At 35.5% G+C, this 22,548-nt stretch carries 26 protein-coding genes and 2 pseudogenes; 2 read left to right on the forward strand and 26 right to left on the reverse strand.

Annotated elements, in window-relative coordinates:
* Window positions 1-65: 65 nt before the first annotated feature.
* The 21 genes and pseudogenes from LG296_RS09865 to LG296_RS09965 form a co-directional block, all read right to left on the reverse strand.
* Window positions 66-842 carry a sulfite exporter TauE/SafE family protein gene (locus LG296_RS09865; protein ID WP_107937004.1) on the reverse strand — a complete coding sequence of 259 codons (777 nt, stop codon included), beginning with the start codon at window positions 840-842 and terminating at the stop codon, window positions 66-68.
* 95 nt (window positions 843-937) lie between these two features.
* Window positions 938-1,165 (reverse strand): sulfurtransferase TusA family protein, encoded by a 228-nt coding sequence (locus LG296_RS09870; protein ID WP_107937006.1) that lies wholly within the window; start codon window positions 1,163-1,165, stop codon window positions 938-940.
* Between the two features lie 97 nt (window positions 1,166-1,262).
* Window positions 1,263-2,390, reverse strand: coding sequence for an MBL fold metallo-hydrolase (locus LG296_RS09875; protein ID WP_107937008.1), 1,128 nt, complete (start codon window positions 2,388-2,390; stop codon window positions 1,263-1,265).
* A gap of 116 nt (window positions 2,391-2,506) precedes the next feature.
* Window positions 2,507-2,902: a DsrE/DsrF/DrsH-like family protein gene (locus LG296_RS09880; protein ID WP_107937010.1), complete on the reverse strand. Its 396-nt coding sequence runs from the start codon at window positions 2,900-2,902 to the stop codon at window positions 2,507-2,509.
* Window positions 2,903-2,930: 28 nt separating this feature from the next.
* Complete coding sequence (locus LG296_RS09885) at window positions 2,931-3,494, reverse strand: sulfurtransferase TusA family protein (RefSeq protein WP_107937012.1); 564 nt, start codon at window positions 3,492-3,494, stop codon at window positions 2,931-2,933.
* 48 nt (window positions 3,495-3,542) lie between these two features.
* Complete coding sequence (locus tag LG296_RS09890; protein ID WP_107937014.1) at window positions 3,543-3,839, reverse strand: rhodanese-like domain-containing protein; 297 nt, start codon at window positions 3,837-3,839, stop codon at window positions 3,543-3,545.
* 25 nt (window positions 3,840-3,864) lie between these two features.
* Complete coding sequence (locus LG296_RS09895; protein WP_107937016.1) at window positions 3,865-4,212, reverse strand: rhodanese-like domain-containing protein; 348 nt, start codon at window positions 4,210-4,212, stop codon at window positions 3,865-3,867.
* 60 nt (window positions 4,213-4,272) lie between these two features.
* Window positions 4,273-4,533, reverse strand: a complete 261-nt coding sequence (locus LG296_RS09900) for a metal-sensitive transcriptional regulator (protein WP_235867693.1) — start codon at window positions 4,531-4,533, stop codon at window positions 4,273-4,275.
* Window positions 4,534-5,190: 657 nt separating this feature from the next.
* On the reverse strand, window positions 5,191-5,454 hold the full coding sequence (locus LG296_RS09905) for a metal-sensitive transcriptional regulator (protein WP_107937020.1): 264 nt from the start codon (window positions 5,452-5,454) through the stop codon (window positions 5,191-5,193).
* Between the two features lie 537 nt (window positions 5,455-5,991).
* Entirely contained in the window at window positions 5,992-6,612 is a 621-nt protein-coding gene (locus LG296_RS09910; RefSeq protein ID WP_107937022.1) for a cupin domain-containing protein, read from the reverse strand.
* 676 nt (window positions 6,613-7,288) lie between these two features.
* Window positions 7,289-7,768: a DsrE/DsrF/DrsH-like family protein gene (locus LG296_RS09915; RefSeq protein ID WP_146223226.1), complete on the reverse strand. Its 480-nt coding sequence runs from the start codon at window positions 7,766-7,768 to the stop codon at window positions 7,289-7,291.
* 72 nt (window positions 7,769-7,840) lie between these two features.
* A pseudogene (locus tag LG296_RS09920) lies at window positions 7,841-7,978 on the reverse strand (sulfurtransferase TusA family protein); the annotation flags it as partial.
* Window positions 7,979-8,348: 370 nt separating this feature from the next.
* Window positions 8,349-8,669 carry an STAS domain-containing protein gene (locus LG296_RS09925; protein WP_107937026.1) on the reverse strand — a complete coding sequence of 107 codons (321 nt, stop codon included), beginning with the start codon at window positions 8,667-8,669 and terminating at the stop codon, window positions 8,349-8,351.
* Between the two features lie 198 nt (window positions 8,670-8,867).
* Complete coding sequence (locus LG296_RS09930; protein ID WP_235867694.1) at window positions 8,868-9,026, reverse strand: STAS domain-containing protein; 159 nt, start codon at window positions 9,024-9,026, stop codon at window positions 8,868-8,870.
* A 26-nt stretch (window positions 9,027-9,052) separates the two neighbouring features.
* Entirely contained in the window at window positions 9,053-9,184 is a 132-nt protein-coding gene (locus LG296_RS09935) for a hypothetical protein (protein ID WP_268968905.1), read from the reverse strand.
* A complete protein-coding gene (locus LG296_RS09940) occupies window positions 9,177-11,240 on the reverse strand; it encodes a FapA family protein (protein WP_107937028.1) in 2,064 nt (687 codons plus the stop codon). The genes LG296_RS09935 and LG296_RS09940 overlap by 8 nt, the downstream gene beginning before the upstream one ends.
* Before the next feature lie 220 nt (window positions 11,241-11,460).
* Window positions 11,461-11,613 (reverse strand): annotated as a pseudogene (locus tag LG296_RS09945) (methyl-accepting chemotaxis protein); the annotation flags it as partial.
* Between the two features lie 188 nt (window positions 11,614-11,801).
* Window positions 11,802-11,975 (reverse strand): hypothetical protein, encoded by a 174-nt coding sequence (locus LG296_RS09950; protein ID WP_404426982.1) that lies wholly within the window; start codon window positions 11,973-11,975, stop codon window positions 11,802-11,804.
* An 8-nt stretch (window positions 11,976-11,983) separates the two neighbouring features.
* Complete coding sequence (gene istB, locus LG296_RS09955; protein WP_107937917.1) at window positions 11,984-12,703, reverse strand: IS21-like element helper ATPase IstB; 720 nt, start codon at window positions 12,701-12,703, stop codon at window positions 11,984-11,986.
* Window positions 12,703-14,181, reverse strand: coding sequence for an IS21 family transposase (istA, locus tag LG296_RS09960; RefSeq protein WP_306460167.1), 1,479 nt, complete (start codon window positions 14,179-14,181; stop codon window positions 12,703-12,705). The genes istB and istA overlap by 1 nt, the downstream gene beginning before the upstream one ends.
* 493 nt (window positions 14,182-14,674) lie before the next feature.
* Entirely contained in the window at window positions 14,675-15,046 is a 372-nt protein-coding gene (locus tag LG296_RS09965; protein WP_107933482.1) for a VOC family protein, read from the reverse strand.
* A 235-nt stretch (window positions 15,047-15,281) separates the two neighbouring features.
* Here LG296_RS09965 and LG296_RS09970 point away from each other — a divergent pair, with 235 nt between their 5' ends.
* Window positions 15,282-16,676 carry a hypothetical protein gene (locus tag LG296_RS09970; RefSeq protein WP_107933480.1) on the forward strand — a complete coding sequence of 465 codons (1,395 nt, stop codon included), beginning with the start codon at window positions 15,282-15,284 and terminating at the stop codon, window positions 16,674-16,676.
* A 42-nt stretch (window positions 16,677-16,718) separates the two neighbouring features.
* On the opposite strand, the gene LG296_RS09975 is transcribed toward LG296_RS09970, so the two are convergent.
* Window positions 16,719-17,258, reverse strand: coding sequence for a DUF2812 domain-containing protein (locus tag LG296_RS09975; protein ID WP_107933478.1), 540 nt, complete (start codon window positions 17,256-17,258; stop codon window positions 16,719-16,721).
* Window positions 17,255-17,575 (reverse strand): PadR family transcriptional regulator, encoded by a 321-nt coding sequence (locus tag LG296_RS09980; RefSeq protein ID WP_107933477.1) that lies wholly within the window; start codon window positions 17,573-17,575, stop codon window positions 17,255-17,257. Before LG296_RS09980 ends, LG296_RS09975 begins: the two co-directional genes overlap by 4 nt.
* A 156-nt stretch (window positions 17,576-17,731) precedes the next feature.
* Between LG296_RS09980 and LG296_RS09985 the strand changes: the two genes are divergently transcribed.
* Window positions 17,732-18,601, forward strand: a complete 870-nt coding sequence (locus tag LG296_RS09985; RefSeq protein ID WP_107933475.1) for a helix-turn-helix transcriptional regulator — start codon at window positions 17,732-17,734, stop codon at window positions 18,599-18,601.
* Between the two features lie 72 nt (window positions 18,602-18,673).
* On the opposite strand, the gene LG296_RS09990 is transcribed toward LG296_RS09985, so the two are convergent.
* From LG296_RS09990 to metA, 3 genes are all read right to left on the reverse strand, one after another.
* Complete coding sequence (locus tag LG296_RS09990; RefSeq protein ID WP_107933473.1) at window positions 18,674-19,948, reverse strand: MFS transporter; 1,275 nt, start codon at window positions 19,946-19,948, stop codon at window positions 18,674-18,676.
* Window positions 19,949-20,211: 263 nt separating this feature from the next.
* Window positions 20,212-21,072, reverse strand: coding sequence for an MBL fold metallo-hydrolase (locus LG296_RS09995; RefSeq protein WP_107933471.1), 861 nt, complete (start codon window positions 21,070-21,072; stop codon window positions 20,212-20,214).
* Window positions 21,073-21,587: 515 nt separating this feature from the next.
* Window positions 21,588-22,526 (reverse strand): homoserine O-succinyltransferase, encoded by a 939-nt coding sequence (gene metA / locus LG296_RS10000; protein WP_107933469.1) that lies wholly within the window; start codon window positions 22,524-22,526, stop codon window positions 21,588-21,590.
* Window positions 22,527-22,548: the final 22 nt, after the last annotated feature.

A 22,548-nucleotide genomic window follows, 5' to 3' on the forward strand; every position in this document is an offset into this window, starting at 1 on the left:
TCTATACAATCAATTCTCCTATTGTTTTCTCTCTGTAAGCAATTAAGATTCCTTAAGCCTTTTTTCTATAATATATCCATCCATAATTTAATCGTAGTTCCTAGAATTAAAACCATTAAAATACCTTGCAATATCTTAGTATTCATTTTTTTACTGATTTTAGCACCAATCGGAGCGGCAATTAGTCCGGCAATGATCACAATAACCGCAGTTACATATTCTACTTGCCCTGTTGAGATTTTACCTATCGAACCCGCAATGGATGAAATAAACGTAATCGCTAAGCTGGATGCTATCGTCATTCTTGTAGGAATCCGTAATACTAATAACATAATTGGAATTAGTAAGAATCCACCACCAGCACCTACAATACCAGAACCAATTCCGACCATAAATGCGAGAATTCCGGCAAGAGGTTTATTGTAGGTGACTTCTTCTAAAGGTATATCATCAATCTTCTTTTTTGGAATAAACATCATAACGGCTGCTAATAATGCTAATATTCCGTAGACAATGTTTATTTGAGCTTCCGTAAAATATTCTGATCCAAAACTACCGATAAATGTCCCTATTAGCACCGTTATCCCCATAACAGTAATTAACGATTTATTTAAATAACTACCCTTTCGAAATCCTATGACACCAGCAATCGATACAAATAATACATCAAGTGCGCTTATACCGGAAACCTCATGTGCTGTTAAAGTCTGGAAGCCAAACACTGGCGGAATCATTAATAACATTGGGTATTTAACAATCGCACCGCCAATGCCAAGCATCCCAGAAAGAAATGAGCTAATAAACCCTATAACGAAAAGGAGGACCACATAACTTATATCCATGTTGTTTCCTTCTTTCTATTCAATTAAACCTTGCAATTTTTTAGTCTCTCAGTTAATAAGAAAAGTGAGTCGCAGAACAACTCACTTTCTATTTTTTACCCTTTTTGAATATAGAACGTTAATACATCCGCTTCCTCTTTATGTTCTAAAAGAGTATGGCCAGCTGCAGCAGACCAAGCCGTTAAGTCGGCTAGCGCCCCTTTATCTGTTGCTTGCACTTCTAAAACTTGACCTGATTCCAATATGTCCATTGCTTTTTTTGTTCGTACAATCGGCATAGGACAGGCTAATCCTTTTGCATCTAATACTTGATTTACATCCATTCAACATTCTCCTTTTGATTCATAATTGTAGTTTTGCAAGAAAGAGAATCTCTTCGTTCCTTGCCGAAGTATTGTTTTACGATTATTTTTAAATTTTTTAACGAACTGCACAACGGTTTGGACCGATTTCCATTTCTGTTTGTTCGTCATTCTCTGGCGTAATTTTACCCATGTTGACTTGACGAATTTGTTCATAGGCATTTGGTTGAGGTGGTAAGTTATCTGTTACTGTGTGACGGAATTCCTCATCACTTTCTATGTTTAAACCGTGGTTTTCTATAAATAAGTCACCTAAACGTCTTGCTACAGTCCCATCTTCATTTAACTCTTCAATAATCATGAAGTGAGCAGGTAGTACGATTAAATCTTCTGCTAATTCACGGTAACGATGATATAAGGTTTCGCGAAGATCGCCTACCCAGTCCGCTGCAAGACCTGCTAAGTCTGGACGACCGATTGAATCGATGAATAAAATGTCGCCTGTTAATAAATACTTGCTATCAACAATGAATGATGTCGAACCAATTGTGTGTCCCGGTGAGTAAAGAGCGCCTACTTCAATTTGAGATGCACCGATATTAACTGTTAAACCATCTTCAAGAGGTGTGTAATCGAAAACGACCTCTTCAGCATCTTTTGGTGGTAAGTAGTAAGTAGCACCAGTTGCTTCTGCAATATGACGACCACCTGAGATATGATCTGCATGTAAGTGTGTATCAAATACGTGTTTAATATCTACATTCTTCTCTTTTGCAAAGTTTGTGAAAACTTCTGTGAAACGAACAGCATCAATAATCGCTGCTTCCCCTTCCGAAATGACCATATAAGAAAGACAACCTTTACCAAGGCGAACGAATTGATACAATTCGCCACCACCTGTTAAATCACCAACTTTAATTGGTTCTAGATACATACTCCAAGATTTCATCCCACCTTCAAGGTAGAATACATCACGACCGGCTTCTGATACCATTTCAGCGACCATAAGAGAGGAACCTTCTTTTGCACAAACAACTAATACATCTTTGTCTGTTGGAAGTTTCGGTAAGATTTCGTCTACTCCATCTAATAAATCAAAATATGGGATATTTAAATAATCAAAGCTGTGTCCTTCAATTTTCCAATCTTCAAATGAATCTTTGTTACGTACATCTAAAATAAATAACTCTTTATTTTCTATCACTTTACGAGCTACTTGCGCTGCTGTCATTTTCATAACTGCCATATTTACTTACCCCCATAGGTATTATATTTACGTTTTTTTAAGTGGAAGGACTTTCCCTTCCACTAGTTTTCCCTAATTATCTGAAATTTGGTGTTTCAGAATTAACTACTTTGCCATTAGAATGTTAGAGTTGGTGCTGCATCTTTCGCAAATTCAAGGAATGTTACAGCTCCACCTACTTCAATACCATCTATAAAGTCTTCTTTTGTTAAATTCATTACATCCATTGTCATTTGACAACCGATAAATTTTACGCCCATTTCTTGCGCCATTTCAACTAATTGCGGAATGCTCGGTACGTTTGCTTTTGCAAATCCTTCCGCAAAATGTTCTTTTCCTTCTGGCATCGGTAGTTGTTGCATCGCTTGTTTATGGATTAAATTAAGTCCTTCAAATGTGAAAAAAATGGCTACCTCTTTTTCTGTTGCAGCTGCTGCCGTTGCGATGTTAAATACTTTATAAGCGTCAAACAACCCACCGTTACTTGCGATAATTGCTACTTTGTTAGACATGATAATATTCCTCCATTTTAATTAAAATTTAAAGTTTTTTTGATAAATCGCCGTTCCAAGAACTCATTCCTGGTAGCACGTTTACCACTTTTGTAAAACCTTTTCCAGCTAATTTTTGTGCCGCTAAATCACTGCGTGTTCCTGTACGACAAATCACATAAATTTCTTGGTCTTTATCTAACTCATTTAAGCGGTCTTCTAATTCGCCCAGTGGAATTGATTTTGAACCTTCGATATGACCAAATGCATATTCAGCTTCTTCACGAACATCTAGAATAATACCGCCGTTCGCAGTACGATTGATTACTTCTTCATTTGTAATCGTTTGTTCAAATTTCTTTTCTGATTCATGGTCATCTCCACTTTTACGGATGTAATGGAGTAATACACCATCCTCTTCTTTCGTACCAAGATACTGGTGGCCAACACCTTCTGACCACGCTTTTAGGTCCGCAACTGAACCTTTGTCTGTCGCTTGTACTTCTAAGATTTGACCATCCTTCACATCATTCATTGCCTTTTTCGTTTTAACAATCGGCATTGGACATGCAAGTCCTTTACAATCTAAGTTTACATCTGCTTTTATTGACATTTCGAAAACCTCCACATACCTATAAGGGTATTATTTTTCTTAAAAAAATTATTCAACTTTCCCTTCCCAAGAAAGCATGCCACCCGTCATATTTGTTACATCAAAGCCGTGACTTTCTAAATACTGTGTCGCTTGACCACTGCGTCCGCCAGAACGACAAACCATAATATACTGTTTATTTTTATCAAGTTCATGTGAACGGAATTCAAGTAATCCAAGTGGAATATTCGTAATGCCAGGAATATGGCCAGCCTGCACTTCATCCACTTCACGGACATCTATTAGATTTAGCATTTCACCATTTTCTATACGTTGTTGAACCTCTTTTGCTGTCATTTCTTTCATTTTCAATTTCCTCCTAAATTAATTTTTAGCCTCTCCAGGCACTCATGCCACCACGAACATTTGTGACATTATCATATCCCAATTTTTTTAATTGTTTGCAAGCTTGTCCGCTACGCATCCCACTTTGACAAATGACCACAATTTCTTTATCTTTTGGAAGTTTTGAAAAATCTGATCCTAATGGGATATTTTTAAACTGACGAATATTTCTTGCTTTATATTCACCAGGTGTTCGTACATCGACAAATACTTTATCTTTATCGTTTAGTGTCCCTTTTAATGCTTCTGTCGATATAGTTTTTGTTCCTTTAGCCGGTAGCATACGCCAAATGATAAAAACAAGTGCGATCGCAATAATCAACCAAATTTCCATTTACTCGCCCCTCACATACCACCATAGGTATTTTTTAATTGAAAAATAAAAGTCAATTTTTTAACGACTTTTAACTAATAACTCCATTGCTTCTTGTACAGAATCATTGGCAGCCTCGTTGCTTTTTGCTTCCAATATACATTCTTTTAGGTTTTGACTTACAATTACAGCAATTGTGTGGTCAACACCTGAACGGACAGCTGATAATTGAGTGACGACGGCCTTGCAGTCTTTTCCTTCGTCCATCATTTTCAATATCCCTCGAAGTTGACCTTCAATTCGTTTGATACGATTTACAATTTTAACATCATACGAATTCACTTGTGCCGCCTCCTTCAAGTTCTTTTTCTCTTGCCGATATACACACAATATACCCATATAGGTATATTGTCAACAAGTAAACAAAAAAATTTTTTCGAATTTAGATTCTCCATATAAATAGCATTAATATACTTTACTTATTTAGATGAAATGGGGATGCTTGTTACAACGAACGTATAAATATATCCACCTGAAATTTAACGGATAGTGCCATCATGCTTTTCTAAAATTTCTTTTGATATCGCTAAACCTAATTCTTCACCAATTGTTATATTCGTAGATTCCGTTCGATAAAATCGTTCACAAATATATTCTTGCTCTTTCCTTGAAATAAATTGACCCTGTTAGCTAATGGAAATGCAATAAGATTCATCTTTTCTTTTCCCTGTTAATTGGGTTTTTACCCTCATGATAACAAGTGGCATTATCAATCATTTTGCTAATAACTTGTGGCATTCAATCCCCCCCGGGTTCCGCAAGTATAATAGCTACATTTTCACTTATCCTTTCATAGAATAGCAGCAGCTGTTCGTCGACCAGCCACTCCGCTAACAATGATAATTCTCTTTGTCATATTTTTCCCCTACATTTTTATTCTTTCTCCACTTTATATACGGTATAGGGTATTTATTTACTGAAAATAAAAAGCCGAACTAGTTATCGACTTTTTACAAATAGATTCACCGCTTCTTGAATTGACTCATTTAAAACTTGTTCATCACCGTCTGCTTCTTGAATACATTCAAGTAAGTTTTGGCTAACGATTAAGCCTATTGCACGATCTACTCCTGAACGAACAGCTGAAAGTTGAGTGATGACAGCTTTGCAATCTTTTCCTTCATCCATCATTTTCAATATTCCACGAAGTTGACCTTCCATTCGTTTCACTCTATTTTTGACTTTATCATCATATGAATTCAATTGCAAACTCCCTTTACATTGATTATTAATAACAACATATTATACCCCGCAAGGTATGTTGTCAAGCGCTAATGATGCCTATTAGATCAGCCAAAGGTTTATTTTCTGTGAGAGATTTGAAGTTTGTGACAAAAGTGACAACTTGCATAATGAGAGCATTATTTTTTGTCCTACATATCGAATGACATAGAATAGTCCATTATGTATATTTCTCTCTCTATTAGTATAGATAAAAATGTTTATTACACTTTATAATTATTATCTTCATCCTTAAAATTCTTCTATTTATAAACTAATATAAAAAAAGGTTTTGCCCATTTGGCAAAACCCCTAATATTTTTTTCGAATGTTTATGCTTTTAACTTAGATGGAAAAGTTTAGACTCACCAATGCGTCCCCTGTCTCTACGATTTCGTATGCATTCTTTGGCGAATAACCTGCCACAATCCGTAGAATGTATAAATTCTTGCACAAAGCGTTCCTCAACTATTCTTATATAATATTCTCTAATCCTTCATTCACTAAATATTTGTTAACCTATACCCATTCACCAGGAATATTGCCAAACTTAACGGGATTTGCATTATAATGGACAGTTACACGTTCGGCAGCCATTGCATCTGCTTTCGTAGGATGAACAGTACCAAACGGATGGTTAGGTGGCGCATAAATAGAGTAAAGTCTTAATGGAATATTCCCTGTATTTGTTAAATTGTGCCATGTACCAGCAGGTATAAAGATTGCCGAATCATCTTCTACATTTCTTTTAAAGCTCAAATTATCCCTACCTCTACCCATTTGAGTAATTCCCTGCCCCTGTTCAATCCGTAAGAATTGATCCACATCTGGATGCATTTCCAATCCGATATCTTCTCCAGGATTTAGACTCATTAATGTGACCTGTAAATGTTGCCCAGTCCATATAGCTGTACGATACGTATTATTTTGTTTCGTAGCTTCATTAATATTAATGACAAATGGATTAGGCCCTTGATCTTTTAGCATTCTTCCCCCATTCCCATTGGAAGCAAAGTTTGAGTTAATATGATGTGTAGGTTCAACCATATTAGGATAAGTCGGATACATCATTCTATTATGATACATCGGCATATTTCTATAGTAAGGATTTTGATGTACATACATATAAGGATAATACATTTTCTTCAGTCCCTTCACAGTTATCAAAATATTCTATGCAAGCTGTGAAAGTAACGTACTTTGATTCAGATACCCTAAAAGAAGTACATCAATCCTTCTTGAATTAACATTTCATAAGCTACAGATTATTATAACTCTAATTTCTCTTCTCAAAAATTCTTTAAAAAGTTCTACAATTTTGGGTCAAGCTTATAATTTAGATACCTTTAATACACTACTCATCTGGAAGTCCTCTACTCCCTTTATTTAAGTTGTGTGGATTTTTTTATTAATTCTAACTTAACAAAACTCAAAATCCAACTGTTGTTTTGTTAAAAAAATGTGTCGAATAGCAACTCATTTTTACACTTTTTAATGAAGAACTATAACACTTTTACCTCGTCCTTATATTCTAACACTATATGGACTACTATAGCTGACTAAGTAGTTATTGTTACTAACCTACATTTATCTATTTCTTATACATCTATAATTTTCTTTGATTCCGGTGTATTGATTGTTTTTTGTTCGTACAATTGGCTTTTGCAGTTAATTGCTCATCTGATTTTATGATCAAATTTCTTCACGTTATACCACACAGGGTATTAAAAAGTTTAAAAAATATATGAAGACCAAGCCTATTCTCTTTCCCCAAAAAAGCATTTAATTAGTCGTATTGATGTCTAGGAAAATTTTTTCAAATAAATAAATTCACATTTCCGTTTCCTGCTTCAGCTAGATAAGCGGCTACACCTGCATATTCAACTCCATTTAATAGTTCTTCTTGATGAAGACCTAAAAGATCCATTGTCATTGTACATGCAATAAGCTTTACTTCCTGTTCTTGAGCCATCTCAATTAATTGCGGCAAAGTCATGGCATTGTGCTTTTTCATTACCTGTTTAATCATCTTTGGCCCCATCCCAGCAAAGTTCATTTTTGATAAGCCCATTTTATCTGCACCACGTGGCATCATTTTTGCAAACATTTTTTCAAGGAATCCTTTATTCAATGTCAATGGCTCCTCTTTTCGTAATGCATTTAACCCCCAAAAGGTATGGAAAATTGTCACTTCATGATCGTAAGCCGCCGCTCCGTTTGCAATAATATAAGCCGCCATTGCTTTGTCATAGTCTCCACTAAATAAAACGATTGTTGTTCTTTTCTTTTCAGACATATAATCTCTCCTTCTTCTCAAATTACCCAGAAGGGTATGTTTTTTTAATCTATTAACCTTTTTTTTAATCCAAAATTTTAAAACATTATTGTCTTCTTCGTATTTTAATAACTCATTCCCAGTAGAGTTTGACCAAGCTGTCAAGTTAGCTTTTGCCCCTTTATCTGTTATATGAACTTCTAACACTTTACCTGATTGTAATTCATAAATAGCTTATTTTTGTTTTTACGATTGGCATCGGGCAAGCAAGTCACTTTGTATCTAATAATCTATCATTATTCATTCTTTAGCCTCCTTGTACATTCTACAACAAATACCCATATAGGTATATATAATTTTAAAAAAATAATAGGGTTTTAACCTCAATAACATACCCACACAGGTATAATAAGTGAAAGTAAAGTGCGCGTATTTTTTTATTTCGAGCTAACTTTGAAATTAATTGTCTAATCAAGATTTTCAATTAAAACTTATAAATTAACAAGCTATTTACAAGTTTTTAGCGGTGAAAAAAGAACTACCTCAACTTAATATCACGTTGAGGCAGTTTTTAATCTGCGTTAATAATTCTAACCTTACATTAGTTTGATCTTTTCTTTTCAATATCCATAAATTCACAAAGACCCGTAATTTTAAATATTCTCATCATTCGTTCAGATAGTAACAACTTCAAATCAACTTTCTCTCTAATTACTTTCTTATAAAATGCAACAATTACTCCAAGACCACTACTATCCATATAAGCTACTTTCGACAAATCTAGTTCTATTTTCATGCCGTCTGACAAAACAATCAATTCAAATTCATCTTTTAATATTGGCGCTGTATTTATATCGATTTCACCTTCAATATAACCTATTAATAAATTTTCGATTTCACGAAATTGTATATTTAGCCTCATTTACACACCTCCATAATACCCATTTTACTAATTTCCCCATTTGTGATTATTAAACCATTTAAAAGGCTTTTTAATAGTTTTTATTATAACTAATTACTCATTGATTTAAGAATATTTCTCTTAATCACCGATTTCAATATGAATATCCTTCTTAGATAAATTCAAAAAGGCATAGCAAAGCCATGCTTTAGATTTTTGTTATAGTGAAATAACGTCTTTACCTAAGATTTCATCTAATTGCAATAATGTAAATACCGTTTTTACATCGTCACTTATATTCGTAATAGTAGGGTTTCTATCATTTTCTTTTAAGTTTGTGATAATTGAAATAAGTAAGCCAATTCCAGATGAATCCACAAAGTCTATATTTTGAAAGTTTAGCTCTACTTCCCAGAACTATTCTGTATTTTAACTATTAGCTCTTCTTCAATTATTTCTGTCGCTTCAATATCTAAATCTCCTTCTAAATTAACAATCAACCTACCAGGCTCATTTTGTAAAGTAAAATTAAACATTCAATTCCTCCTTTGATACCACCAAGATACCTTGCTCATCTAATTTAGCATAGATATTTTTAGCTTTATTAAATAAAATATGAGATTGTCCTCCAACTTGAATTGTAGTATTTTCTGATGCATTTTTTATTTTAATACATCCTTTTTTCGAAACAGCAATTTTTAGATAGGATCCTGTTTTGTAACCAACTTCACCTATCGTTACACTATCTTTTCCGTAGATTTCTCCACCCCGTACAAATCCTTTTACGATAATATTCCTTTTAGCAAAAAGATTTGAACTATATACTCCTTGACCCGTTATCAATATATCGCGGTTTGAATAGATTTCACTATTTTGTACAAAATCTGCCTTAATAAAAGGAAGATCCTCTTTGTTTTCACTTTCAACGGATAAATAGAGATCTTTTGCTTGATTTGCGATATTTTCAATATCTTCTTCACTTTTCAATGTTGAAATATGAAGATTTGTAAACTCTCTATATAGCTTTTCTGCAAATTCTCTCCATTCGATATCTAGCTCTGCATGTTCTCTAACTTTTTTCACATACTCATTTACAAGGAGTGGTATATCTTTAAATTTACTATCACAAAGAATCTTTACTAGAGGTGCAAGACCGGTCACTTTAAGTGAATTTACTTTGAATGCTGATACTTGAGTTAATTGGGTAATTGCTGCATTCATGTTATATAGTGCATCAGATAGTCGCATTAATATATTTGAGAGTTCTAGTTTGATAAGACTTCCATCACCCGCTGTTAATTGACTTGCAATTACATTCTTGTTAGCAATAACAGATTTACCAGACAATACTTTCGCTCTATAAATATTTCCATCTATTAGGATATTTCCTTTTGCTTCTACTTTCATACCATCTTGAACCGATGCCTTTATATCTACTGCACCTAAGTAATTCACATTACCTGTTTCAATAGTTACATCTTGATAGAGTACTAATTTTGGAATAACAGTAACGGTTGCTAATTGGCCACTAATCTTGACTTCTGGATACCCGGACTCTGTTGAAACCACCTTTAAATCATCTACAAGAAGGACACCTGTTCCTGCCTTAATTTTAAGAGGATTTACTTTCATAGGTTCAATAAATTCACCCAGTACACTCATTCCAGCTTTCCCTTCTTCGGGTGGAATGACCTCACCAATTATTTGGCCAAAATTAACTGATGGAAACTCTCTAAAATCTCTAAAATCTATTGAACCATCTTTTCTTTCTTTCAACTGTTTTTTTACTTCGAAATTATTATAAAGTTGAAAGTAACCATCTTTTCCTTTTGTTGGAGAAGTACCTTCTGCTATAAGGAAAGTCCCATCCTCACTAGAAGAACAGGAGGAATTAATTGCCAAATAGTCTATTCCATAAACAATCCCTAGTTCTTCTAATTTACGAATCACATCATTTGGTTCAATATAGAGAGGTTTACGAACTTCAATCGTTTTAATGTGAATTAGTGGCTCAGGTTCTTGACCTTTTAATGTACGACTAATTGAGACACCTGATTTTATTTCTAAAAATGCCTGCAATTTGTCAGCACTTATTTTAACTTCCCATATAGGTAACACATCTTCATTTACAAGCTCAACTTCAATTCCATCCGCTTCACATATTACTTCAGTTGAGGTAATTAACTTTCCATTTTTATAAATTCGAACTCCTTCTGATGGTTTAATTAATGGATACTTATCTTTAGCATCTTGACAAAAAATTTTCCCATCCCTCACCCAGGCTTTACCACTTAAATCTTCATGTTTAAGACGCTCTTGCGAATTTTTAAAAGGGGTAGATTGTTGATAATTATCAATTTCAATTGTTGAAATAAAATCTTCGATTGATTTAGGCTCATCTTCATTTGGAAGATTTGATTCTTTCACCTTAACTTTTACTACAGCCGGCTTAGTTTTAATACCTAAAAAACCTTTTTCCCCGTTTTCAATGATTTCTACTTCTACTTCAGTTAATTGTTTACCTAACAGGGATAACGCTAAGTCTAATGCTTCTTTTGTATTTTTCCCTTTAGAAGTAATCGATTGCCCCATATATTCTATTCCTCCCCTCTTTTAGATTAGTGGACTATTGTAGCTAAATATATCTGTACTCTCTTTACCAATTTTCATATAAACATCACCATACGTTCCTATTTTCTTATCTATGTTTCCTAAGTTTTTCTAGGTAATGTATCTAAATAATAGGAAGCAGTTCCTATTATTCAGATACTAACCCTAAATTGCTAATTAATTTACCTATAAATTTTTGGGGCTAATTATATATTTTAAATCTTCCAATTTGTGATTTGTAATTCTTCTGCCATTTGAGATAGAGATAAAGAAGAGGCTGAATTTCCTCCATCGAGGTTAATTGTTCTTCTGCAGCTGCAGAAACATTTTGTGTTCCAGCAGCGGATTGTTCAGCGAATGTTATTGTCATAATAGCGATGTTAAGTTTATAAATGATTATAGATAGAATAGCTTGTCTCCACGGCATGTCATAAAAGAATAAGAAAAAAGGACAAATCTAAAATGCGTAAGATGCATTCAAGATTTACCCTTAAAATGAGAGGCATTGTATATGTTGGGGAATAAAAAAAAAATGATTAAAACTTAGTTAATTTTGAGTTTAATTTTAAATGTACTTCCTACATCCTTTATGCTGGTTACCGTTAAACTACCGCCTAATTCATTAACAATTTGTTTAGAAAGGCTTAACACCTGTGTTTTGCAAGATAAAAGTGCAGAAGAATGCAAAGAAAAATACACAAGCTTGCCAGCCTTCATCTGAGTATTCATTTTTGTCTTGATAATGCGTTTGTCACCCTAAAACTATCCCCTGTAAAGTTCAAAATATGGGCATGGTGTATAACCCGATCCACCAATGCTGCAGTCAATCTAGAATCACTGAAAACGCGATTCCATTGACTGAATTCCAAGTTCGACGTGATGATCAAGCTTTTTTGTTCATACCAGTCGGAGATGAGTTGGAAGAGGAGCTCAGCCCCTTCCTTGTTAAAAGGCACGTACCCCATTTCATCCAATATGATTAGATCCACACTCTTAAAACGATTCCGAAGCTGTGATAGCTTGCCTTCGCTCCATGCTCTCTCCAATACATCGGCTAAGTCTGAAACTCTATAAAACCGAACTTCAAGCCCCTGTTTACATGCCTCGTATCCAATACCCGTAGCTAAATGAGTCTTTCCGGTGCCGGGGGCACCTGTTAAAATTAGATTCTCTTTACGGGCGATAAAATTTATTGTACATAATTCTTTATAGTCGATATGTGTTGGAAAGTGAATATGTTCACTCCATTGAAACGACGAAAGTGACTTCTTCTGTAAAAATCGTGCCTTCTTAACCAATCGTTCAGCTTTTGCTTCCTCCCGTAGCTGTAGTTCTTTTTGAAACAGAGCTTCTAAAAACTGGGTTGGATCATCACATGGTATATCTGAATAAATATCACTCACATGCGCCAGCCTCAACGTTTTGCACATCTCTTTTAGATTCATTATCGCTGCACCTCGTTTCCTGTCTGTGAGATGCTTTGAAGCTGATCATACTTTCTCCAATCAATGTCGTAAGGATGGTCCTCAGGCTCTTTTAATGTGTCTGATTGCCCGCCAAGTAAATCATAAAATCGATCATTGATTTCATTCATATCATGATTAGCTAGTAATCCGATGATCCACTTCAAACGTTCCTTACGAATCGTAAGATTCGAGATATTGATGTATTCATATATGCGGCCTGGGAGATAGGCTGAAAAGCGGGAATAGGTTGCAGAACGCGGTTTAGCTAACCAAGCCTTCATGATAGATTGCCATGGAATCTCACGATTTTTGTGCATATATGGTCTATGATCCTCATACAAGATTTCACCATGAGGAGATAGTACCTTGAAACGATCCCAATACTTAACGACAGATAGTTTTGTATAATTATAGGCTCGTGGAACATAAACCTTTGCTTTGTCTAAAGTGATTTCTCCATACTTGTTTGCCTTCGCTTCTTCTTGTTTAAAAACTGGATATTCTTCTTGGGGCAGCTCCAATAGATACTGGTGCTCTTCCTCCAATAACTCCTGTAAGGAAACATGTTTTTTATAATGAATGCGTTGTCGGTCTTCCGTTAGCTGCTGTTCAAGTATTTGGCTAAAGTGATCTAAATCTTTTATGACAGGTGCAGGAGTTATAAAATTGTAGCGAACGTAGCCGACTTTATTTTCCACATTTCCTTTTTCATTTCCTGAATAGGGATTGCACGCTTGTGGTTCAAATCCGTAATGATTTGCAAATTGAAGGAATTCGTTTGTAAAGACAGCCTCTTCATGCTTATTTCTTGGCTTGACGACAGCGGTCTTCATATTGTCGATACGAATCTTCTTAGGAACTCCGCCCAACTGCTTGAAAATCACCTTCATTCCATGCAAAAGACATTCTTGATTTTCACCTGGTAAAGGAATTGCAAATGCGCTATTACTAAAAGGAAGGGTCATAACTAAACAATGAATATCTACATACATTCCATCTTTAACGGCCCCCATTAATCCAAAATCCAATTGTGCTTCCGAGGGAGGATGGATTAAACGCTCATAGTTTTTATCCTTTGTTGCATCTTCAATGTCTTCTCTTCCTTCTCGCCATTCTTTAATGAAATAAGAGACGGTCCGATAGGACCCTTTGAAGCCCATCTTCTGAAGTGCAGAAAATATCCCCTTGTTTGTCCTTCTATCTTTCTTCTTTAGTTTAAGATCTTCCCAAAGCCAATCTCCTACAATTTCTCCCCATTGCTCGTCGTACATCATTCCAGACTTTTTCTTTTTACTTTCTTCGGGGAGTTGATCTCCATCGGCATACTTTTTTGCTGTTCTCCAATTAATCCCTAGCGTTTTTGATATTTTATTTATGGATAAGGATTTCTGATTCCTCATTAATTTGATACAATTGATTTCAGGCATTGCCAGCATTCCTTTCAACCTCCACTGCATTGATTCGACACCAATTACAGTAGAGAAGTATTGTGAGGCTGGCAAGCCTTTTTTTGTTGAAACTTGAGTTGCAACGTTATGTACTTTTCCTTTTCAAAACTCTGTACTTCTATTTTGCACTAAACAACACCACCCTCTCAGAAAGCTTAATGAAAAAATTATACAGAATTTTAAATTAAATAATCTTTAAAATAATCTTTAATAATAAAAAAGATATCAAAAAAATTTGAAACATATATTGGATTAGATATATTTTAAGGGCGTGCAACAGTTGACAGTCAACCAATTTTCCAACAAAAGTCAATGGTTACCACTCGTAAAACTCGTTCAAACAATATAGTAATACTTTCCCACTTAAACTTTTTAATACAAGGCTTTGTTAAATAGTATTCTTGTTTTTTAGCAAAAAAAATGGGATCGTCTGATTTGGACGTTCCCATTCTTATTTCTAAAGCACCCGTTAATGAAATACGATAATTTATTTATTATAAGCTTACCAGTGTACTTGAAGTCTATTACCATTTGGGTCATAAAAGTGGAAAAAGGCATGACCATTATCTTCTTTTATATCCTCGACTTTAACTTGATTATCAATTAAGTGTTGATGAAATTTAGATAATTCTGGACTTGTAAAGCCAATGCTAAACTCTTGTTTATTATCAATTGTAAAATGTGCAAATGTTTCATCTTCGGTAGGAACTAGGATAATTAAAAAAGGTCCTTCATTTACTTTTAAAATTGCAAGTTCCCCAGTATTGTTTAGTAACTGGAGCCCTAGTACATCTCTATACCATTGTGCAGACATTTCTAAATCTTTTACAGGAATTCTAATATAATGTACTTGTTCAATATATGATTTACTCATACTCTTCTCTCCTTTATTTAATCTGGTATATCAAATAGTTCCCTTTTTATATCTCGTTTTCCTTCCGAATATGGAATTACAATGCCCTTTAACTCTCACCCTAACATTTGCTTTGAAGTGATGGTAATTAATAACATATTTTATTGATTTTAAAATTTATTTATCTTAATCCCCCTCCTCACCATCTAGTCATACGCCTCATATTCTATGGGTAAACGAACAGAGGGGATGAATTATGGGTGTTGATTTGTCGGCGTTACATTGGATATATGTGACGTTTATTGTGTTAATCATTGGGTTTATGGTCAGACGTCGTGATACGTCTTTAATTTGTATTATCGGGATTTTCGTTATCGCTATTGTGGCTACGGGAGATTTTACCGCTTCAATTAGTGGGGTATTTAACAGCTTTATATACGCCATCAATGAACTATTATCTACTATTCTCATTATCTCCATTATCGTTGCCATGAGCAGGGTTCTCATGAAGACTGGAATCAATGAAGTGATGGTGTCTCCTTTCACTAAAATCATTAAAAACCCAACTCTTGCCTATTGGACAATTGGGATTTTAATGATGATAATCTCTTGGTTCTTCTGGCCATCTCCTGCAGTTGCTTTACTTGGTGCAGTTCTGCTTCCTGTAGCGATTCGTGCAGGGCTCCCGGCACTGGGGGTCGCTATGGCGATGAACTTGTTTGGTCATGGAATTGCACTTTCTTCTGACTTCATTATCCAAGGTGCTCCTAAGTTAACAGCAGATGCTGCTGGGATACCTGTATCTGACGTAATTACTGCAAGCATTCCCCTTGTTATTGTAATGGGTGTTGTTACAACGGTTGTTGCCTTTTTCATGTTGAGACGTGATATGAAACGTGGAAAAATGGAAATGCTTGGTACATTTGATAAAGAGAAAAAAGACGAGGTTGTTAATACAAAATTATTAAGCTTAGGACAACGTAAGTTCTTTGCTGTGCTTATACCTGTTGCATTTGTGCTAGATGTTGTGGGAATGGCCGTCTTTAACCTTTCCGGTGGAGATGCTACTGCCCTAGTTGGTGGAACGACTGTCTTTATTCTCATCCTGCTTGCTATCTTTGCTCATAAAAATGATGGACTGGAGAAAACGACAAGTTATTTAATCGAAGGCTTCCAATTTGGGTTTAAAGTATTTGGACCTGTAATCCCGATTGCGGCTTTCTTCTATTTAGGAGATTCGGGCTTTATAGCGGTACTTGGCGAATATTTACCAAATGGCTCTCAAGGAATTGTAAATGACCTCGGTGTTGCACTTGCTGCTATTGTGCCTTTAACAGGTGAAGTTGCTGCGATGACTCTAACAACAGTTGGTGCAATTACTGGATTAGATGGATCTGGTTTTTCTGGAATTACGTTAGCTGGATCTATAGCTAACCTGTTTGGTACAGCAATTGGAGAAGGTACGGCAACTCTTACAGCACTTGGTCAGATTGCAGCAATCTGGGTTGGTGGAGGTACATTAGTTCCTTGGGCATTGATTCCAGCTGCTGCCATTTGTAATGTCAGCCCATTCGAATTAGCTAGACGAAATTTAATTCCTGTAGTAATCGGTCTAGTCGTTACGACTATTGTTGCGATGTTCTTGCTATAAAAAATGTGGGTTATCCTTAAGCTGGATAGCCCACATTTCTTTTTAGTAGCTTTTTGTTATCGTTAATTTCTTTTTACGCAGCATTAACGCAACAACCATCATAAGTGTTGGCACTGCAAAAACCATTGATATTAAGAAGATGATTTTACTAAATTGCTCAATTGGACCTGTTAAGAAATTCATTAAAAGATAAGAGATCATAGTTAATGGAAGGATAAACTTTCCAATTAAAGAAACCGGCTTTAAAAGTCGGTCTAATTTATCGACTGCTGATTCTGTATCGCTGTAAATAGGAGTAGTACCATATGGTGCCTTGAAAATATGGATATCATAGCTTGAACAAACATGCTCCCAGCCAGCTTGTGAAAATAATTCTAAATACTCCTCTTTTTCACCTTCTTTTAATAAGCGATAATCCACGCTATATTGAACGTGCTCAGGTGCTCCTTTTTCTAAACGAAACCCTGCAAATGCAAGGCTTTTTAATCGCCAGCCTTGTTTCGCTTTTTTGCTTAGCTTTTCTAAATCCTGCTTTTCTGCAAAGGCTAAACCCCAAGACATTATATACTTTGTTTTTTTCATATTGTTTTGTCCCCCTCTAGTCCTTTTTCCGCAAGCTCAATCATTACTTTTCTTCGCTTAATATCTTCCGTTAACACTTCTCTGCCCTTAGCTGTAAGGACATATACCTTCCTTCTTGAATCCGAGTCATCATGCAAAACGATTAGTTCTTCTTTTAATAATTTTTTTATAATTGTATAAAGAGAGGCAGGTCCTATCACAAAGCTCCCCTTAGTTGTGTCCTCGATTAAATTCATGATTGCGTAGCCGTGCCTCGGTTCAGTAAGTGCTGCCATGATGTAAAATACCGAATCTGTTAGTTGTTCTAATGACTTCAAAAAATCACCACCTACTATATCACTTTTTGATATATCTAATTATAATATATCAAAAAGTGATACATTAAACAATTGATAATTGGAAAATTTAGCAATCTCAATCAAATATTTAATTTCAATATCAGTTATAGTTAATACAGAAGTGAGGTGATGTAGTTGAACTATAGCAATTTAACTCAGCAGGCTATTTCATTTATTGAAAATCATTTACTAGATAATTTACATGGACTCCCTAAAGCAGTTGGGTATTCAAAATTTCATTTATTAAGGATTTTTAAGAAGGAAACGGGTTTAACCGTTGGAGAATATGTTCGAGTGCGCCGTTTAGCTAAAGCAGCTACCCTTCTTATAAAAACAAATGAATCGATTATCTCAATCGCATTCTCCTTGCAATTTCAATCACAGGAAGCTTTTTCAAGAGCATTTAAAGAGGTCTATTCACTGCCACCAGGACAATTCCGAAAGCTAATGAGAGAAATTCAGATGATGAAGGAGGAAAAAGAAATGAGTATAAAAGAAGATGTAAAAGGCTGGTCATTAAGTGGAAGTAATCCAGAGGCTTATGAAATGGCTGTAGATCCTGTCATCTTTCACACTGGCGCAAAATCAGGAGTTCTTTATTCCATAAAAAAAGTAAACGATCAGCAATTTGCAACAATGATGCAGGGCTTCCAAGCAAAACAATACCAGGGAAAACGGCTCAAACTATCCTGCTTTCTAAAGACAGATGATGTCACAAAGGCAAGTGCTTGGATGAGAATTGATAACAGTTCAGGTGATTCAATTGCCTTTGACAATATGCATAATCGGTCTATAACAGGGACCTCTGATTGGAATCACTATACCATTGTTCTAGATGTACCTGAAGAAAGTACGTCCATTCATTTTGGAGTTCTTTTAATTGGAAAAGGAAAAGTTTGGGCAGATAATTTCCAATTTACTGTAGTTGATGAAAAAACACCTACTACAACTCATTCAGGCCATGAGCTATTACCTGAGGAGCCTATCAATTTAACGTTTGAATGAACTAATGCTTCAATATAAAAAATGGGTAATCCACAAATTCGGATTACCCATTTTTATTTGCTTATCAAATCATTAAGTGGATAAAGGACTTTCCCGTTTCATGGTAAGTAAGATTAATAGTCCTACACCAATAATCCCTGCAAGCAAGAACATTCCTGAAGTTAACGTGAACATACCTAAAATCGTCGGTCCTACAAAGCCTCCAAGTGCAGCGAAGGAGTTTACTAATGCAATACCCACCGGTGCTGTAGACTCTGTAAAGAAGAATGTTAAGTAAGCGAAGAAGCAGCCTGCAAATCCATAAAGACCAAAGGATGCAATGGATAAAACGATAACCATTGGCGCTACCGATGAAACGCTTGCACAGCCGATAAATCCAACTAATGCAATCACTAGGCAGATTAATAAATGCTTTTTGTGGCTACCCGTTCGATCGGCATTCCATCCAACAAATAGAGCTGCTGGGATAGCCACAATATTAGGAATCATTGCTAGCCAGCCGATTTCTAGATTCGTAGTATTTGCCTCTGATAATGATTTAATGATTGTTGGAACCCAGAAGGATAGCCCATAAATTCCCGTATAACCCGCAAAGTAAAATGCAGATAGCTTCCATACAGTTAAGTCTTTTAACATTGATAGTTTTGTAGATTTATTAATCTTGCTGCTTGCAATTCTTTCAGCCTCTAATTCTTTTTCTAGCCAATTTTTCTCTTCTTCTGTTAGCCATTTTGCATCTTTTGGACGATTAGTTAAGTAAAATAGCACGATAATCCCAAGAATTAAGGCAGGAATCCCTTCTAATATAAACATCCAACGCCAGCCTGACATATTCGCCCATGAGATCGTATCAATAATCCATGTTGAAAGTGGTGCCCCAATTAAACCGCCAATTGGCAATGCTAATATCAAGATTGCCGTCGCTTTAGAGCGTTCTCGTTCTAAAAACCAATACGTAAGGTAAAGTATAATTCCAGGGAAGAAACCAGCTTCCGCCACACCTAATAGAAATCTTAAAATATATAAATGTGTCGCACTCTCAACAAATCCTGTTAAAACAACAACGATACCCCATGTCAGCATAATTCGGGCAATCCAGATACGTGCACCGACTTTATGCATAATCATGTTACTCGGTACTTCAAAGAAAAAGTAGCCAATAAAGAATATTCCCGAAAGCAGACCGAACACTTCCGCCGTTAAAGCCATCTCTGCATTCATCTCAAGTGCTGCATAGCCCATATTGACACGGTCAAGATAAGCTACGATATACAAGATTAAGATAAATGGCAGGATTCTTAAATTTCTTTTTCTTGTAGCAGACTTTATAATCGCTTCATTTGTCATTGCTTCACTCCTTTTCAAATCTATTTTTAATGCTAAATTGTGTTGAGGCTCCCTCCCTTTGATAGTCATAGAAGATAAAGGTATAAGTAATTGATATTTTGAAATAAAAAAACGAATTAAATTGGTATAAAATTACTTTTGATGAGTGTGGGTATTTTTAAATCATTCTATTACCCAGGGAGTGGTGTTATTCGTAGATTAGGGGGGATAAATTTTGGCGAGTAAATAGAAAAAAGGATGTTTTTCACATCCTTTTTAGTAAATTAGTTTTCAGTGCCATCTACATACCTTCCGTGCTTTGGTATCGCAATTTTGTCAAAATCATTTACTAATAAAGCTAAATTATCTTCTAATTGCTGCCCCTCCATCGGTAAACCATGTCCTGTGATTGCAACATTCGGCTTTAGGTCCTTAAGTTTTTTCACGGAATACCAGGCTTGCTTCCAATCCGTTGTAAAGTAACGAGGTGGACCACTAATTTCCTGGTCTTGTACAAGTACTTTAAAAAGGGATTCCTGTTTTACCGTCACAAAAGCATCCCCAGCAATTAACGCTCCATCAGATTCTCTAAAAAATGAAACGTGTCCAGGAGAATGCCCAGGTGTGTGTATCAATTGCCATTCCTTTAATATTGGCACAGAACCATCGTTTGGTAGAGGTTTTACATGCTGCCCTAAATTGATAGGCTCATTTGGAAAATAGGGAGAAATTCTTGCTACAAGCCCACCTTCAACAGTAGGGTCCGCATCCGGATAACTCTTCTGTCCTGTTAAATAAGGGATTTCTAATTCATGAGCATAGACTGGCACACCCCAATGCTCAATCAACTCGATTATTGCACCAACATGGTCAAAATGTCCGTGAGTTAAGAGAATACCATTTGGACGTGCATCCGGGCCAAAACGTTTTTCAGCTTCTTTTATAATGGTATTCACAGACTTTGGCATCCCTGCGTCGACCAATGTCCACCCTGTCGGAGAGCTTGGTTCACCAATCATACATAAATTAACTACCTGCGTTGTAAAGGAATATATATCCGGTCTTACTTCCTGTCCCTTTCCACTCGATACCGAGGTCATCGGAATATATTTGTAATCTTCACCATAATTCATCTGTTCAGACATATCTTATATTGCCTCCTTCCAATTGTATTTTTTCTTTAATCACACTTGCTATTCATCCTTAATAAAGAAATACCCAAAAATTTGTGAGTTTCCAGTCAAATAAGAGTAAATTGATTGGATGACTTGAAGAAGTGTCTTTCATGTTGGTCTTGGTTATGAAGGACACTAGCCTTCGATTACTTGATAAAACTTTATTTCATTTTCGTTATGAAAGACACTATTATTCGTTTACTTGATAAAACTGTCTTTCATCTTGCTTATGAAAGCCACTATCATTGTTTACTTAATAAAACTGTCTTTCATCTTGCTTATGAAAGACACTAATCCTTGTTCACTCGATAAAACTGTATTTCATCATGCTTATGAAAGACACTAGTCTTTGTTTACTTAATAAAAGTGTCTTTCAGCTTTGTTATGAAAGACACTTTTCTTCATTTACTTGATTAAACTGTCTATCAGCTTATATAAATTTACAAATTAAAAAGCCATGTGTCTTTTCACATGGCTCCCCTAAATTAAATATGGAATTCAATTGTATCCTCAATATAATGCCATTCGAATGGTGTTTCTTGGTATACGTAGTAGTTTAACCAATTGTAGAACAGCAGGTAGGAATGGGCACGCCAAGTGTTTTTAGGCGATTTCTTTGGATCATTATCCGGGAAGTAGTTGACCGGGATATCTACTGGGTCGCCTTTTTCCACGTCTCGAATATATTCATCTGCCAAAGTTGTTGCGTCATACTCTAAATGTCCAGTAATCATAATATGCTTCGTATCCTTGGACTGGACAATAAATGGACCGGCTTCCTCAGAATAGCTTAGTAATCGTAAATCCGGATGATTTTGAACTTCCTCTAAGGAAACAGAAGTGTGACGTGAATGTGGTGCTACATACTCATCGCTAAATCCGCGCACTAAGTCTACCGTTAAATCCGTAATAACATGAGAGTATACACCTGAGCATTTCTTTGGCAGCTCAAACTTTCCAATATTGAAATGTTTATAAAGAGCGGCCTGTGCTCCCCAACAAATATACATACATGAAGTGACATTCAGCTTAGCCCAGTCCATAATTTCAGAAATCTCTTCCCAATAGCTTACATCTTCAAAATCCATGCGTTCCACTGGAGCACCTGTAATAATCATTCCATCGAAACGGCGATGCTTGATTTCATGAAATGTCTTGTAAAATGTATCTAAATGTGATTTTGATACATTTCTTGATGCATATGTAGCGGTGTTTAAAAAGGTTACATTGGTTTGTAATGGCGTATTCCCTAATAAGCGTAATAACTGTAGCTCCGTTTTCTCTTTTTCAGGCATTAAGTTACACACCAAAATATTTAAAGGTCGAATTTGTTGCGTGCTTGCACGGTCTTCTTCCATTACGAAGATTTTCTCTTTACGTAATATTTCTCCTACAGGTAAATTCTTTTGTATATTGATAGGCATTAATATTCCCCCATTTCTTTAC

This window comes from Ureibacillus chungkukjangi (assembly GCF_044795995.1).
Lineage (GTDB): Bacteria > Bacillota > Bacilli > Bacillales_A > Planococcaceae > Ureibacillus > Ureibacillus chungkukjangi.

What these genes read in the sequence shown, in the direction of transcription:
- LG296_RS09865 (WP_107937004.1), bottom strand. Translation starts at nt 842, where the DNA reads ATGGATATAAGTTATGTGGTCCTCCTTTTCGTTATAGGGTTTATTAGC.
- LG296_RS09870 (WP_107937006.1), bottom strand. Translation starts at nt 1,165, where the DNA reads ATGGATGTAAATCAAGTATTAGATGCAAAAGGATTAGCCTGTCCTATG.
- LG296_RS09875 (WP_107937008.1), bottom strand. Translation starts at nt 2,390, where the DNA reads ATGGCAGTTATGAAAATGACAGCAGCGCAAGTAGCTCGTAAAGTGATA.
- LG296_RS09880 (WP_107937010.1), bottom strand. Translation starts at nt 2,902, where the DNA reads ATGTCTAACAAAGTAGCAATTATCGCAAGTAACGGTGGGTTGTTTGAC.
- LG296_RS09885 (WP_107937012.1), bottom strand. Translation starts at nt 3,494, where the DNA reads ATGTCAATAAAAGCAGATGTAAACTTAGATTGTAAAGGACTTGCATGT.
- LG296_RS09890 (WP_107937014.1), bottom strand. Translation starts at nt 3,839, where the DNA reads ATGAAAGAAATGACAGCAAAAGAGGTTCAACAACGTATAGAAAATGGT.
- LG296_RS09895 (WP_107937016.1), bottom strand. Translation starts at nt 4,212, where the DNA reads ATGGAAATTTGGTTGATTATTGCGATCGCACTTGTTTTTATCATTTGG.
- LG296_RS09910 (WP_107937022.1), bottom strand. Translation starts at nt 6,612, where the DNA reads ATGTATTATCCTTATATGTATGTACATCAAAATCCTTACTATAGAAAT.
- LG296_RS09915 (WP_146223226.1), bottom strand. Translation starts at nt 7,768, where the DNA reads ATGTCTGAAAAGAAAAGAACAACAATCGTTTTATTTAGTGGAGACTAT.
- LG296_RS09925 (WP_107937026.1), bottom strand. Translation starts at nt 8,669, where the DNA reads ATGAGGCTAAATATACAATTTCGTGAAATCGAAAATTTATTAATAGGT.
- LG296_RS09935 (WP_268968905.1), bottom strand. Translation starts at nt 9,184, where the DNA reads ATGTTTAATTTTACTTTACAAAATGAGCCTGGTAGGTTGATTGTTAAT.
- LG296_RS09940 (WP_107937028.1), bottom strand. Translation starts at nt 11,240, where the DNA reads ATGGGGCAATCGATTACTTCTAAAGGGAAAAATACAAAAGAAGCATTA.
- LG296_RS09950 (WP_404426982.1), bottom strand. Translation starts at nt 11,975, where the DNA reads ATGAAGGCTGGCAAGCTTGTGTATTTTTCTTTGCATTCTTCTGCACTT.
- istB (WP_107937917.1), bottom strand. Translation starts at nt 12,703, where the DNA reads ATGAATCTAAAAGAGATGTGCAAAACGTTGAGGCTGGCGCATGTGAGT.
- istA (WP_306460167.1), bottom strand. Translation starts at nt 14,181, where the DNA reads ATGCAGTGGAGGTTGAAAGGAATGCTGGCAATGCCTGAAATCAATTGT.
- LG296_RS09965 (WP_107933482.1), bottom strand. Translation starts at nt 15,046, where the DNA reads ATGAGTAAATCATATATTGAACAAGTACATTATATTAGAATTCCTGTA.
- LG296_RS09970 (WP_107933480.1), top strand. Translation starts at nt 15,282, where the DNA reads ATGGGTGTTGATTTGTCGGCGTTACATTGGATATATGTGACGTTTATT.
- LG296_RS09975 (WP_107933478.1), bottom strand. Translation starts at nt 17,258, where the DNA reads ATGAAAAAAACAAAGTATATAATGTCTTGGGGTTTAGCCTTTGCAGAA.
- LG296_RS09990 (WP_107933473.1), bottom strand. Translation starts at nt 19,948, where the DNA reads ATGACAAATGAAGCGATTATAAAGTCTGCTACAAGAAAAAGAAATTTA.
- LG296_RS09995 (WP_107933471.1), bottom strand. Translation starts at nt 21,072, where the DNA reads ATGTCTGAACAGATGAATTATGGTGAAGATTACAAATATATTCCGATG.
- metA (WP_107933469.1), bottom strand. Translation starts at nt 22,526, where the DNA reads ATGCCTATCAATATACAAAAGAATTTACCTGTAGGAGAAATATTACGT.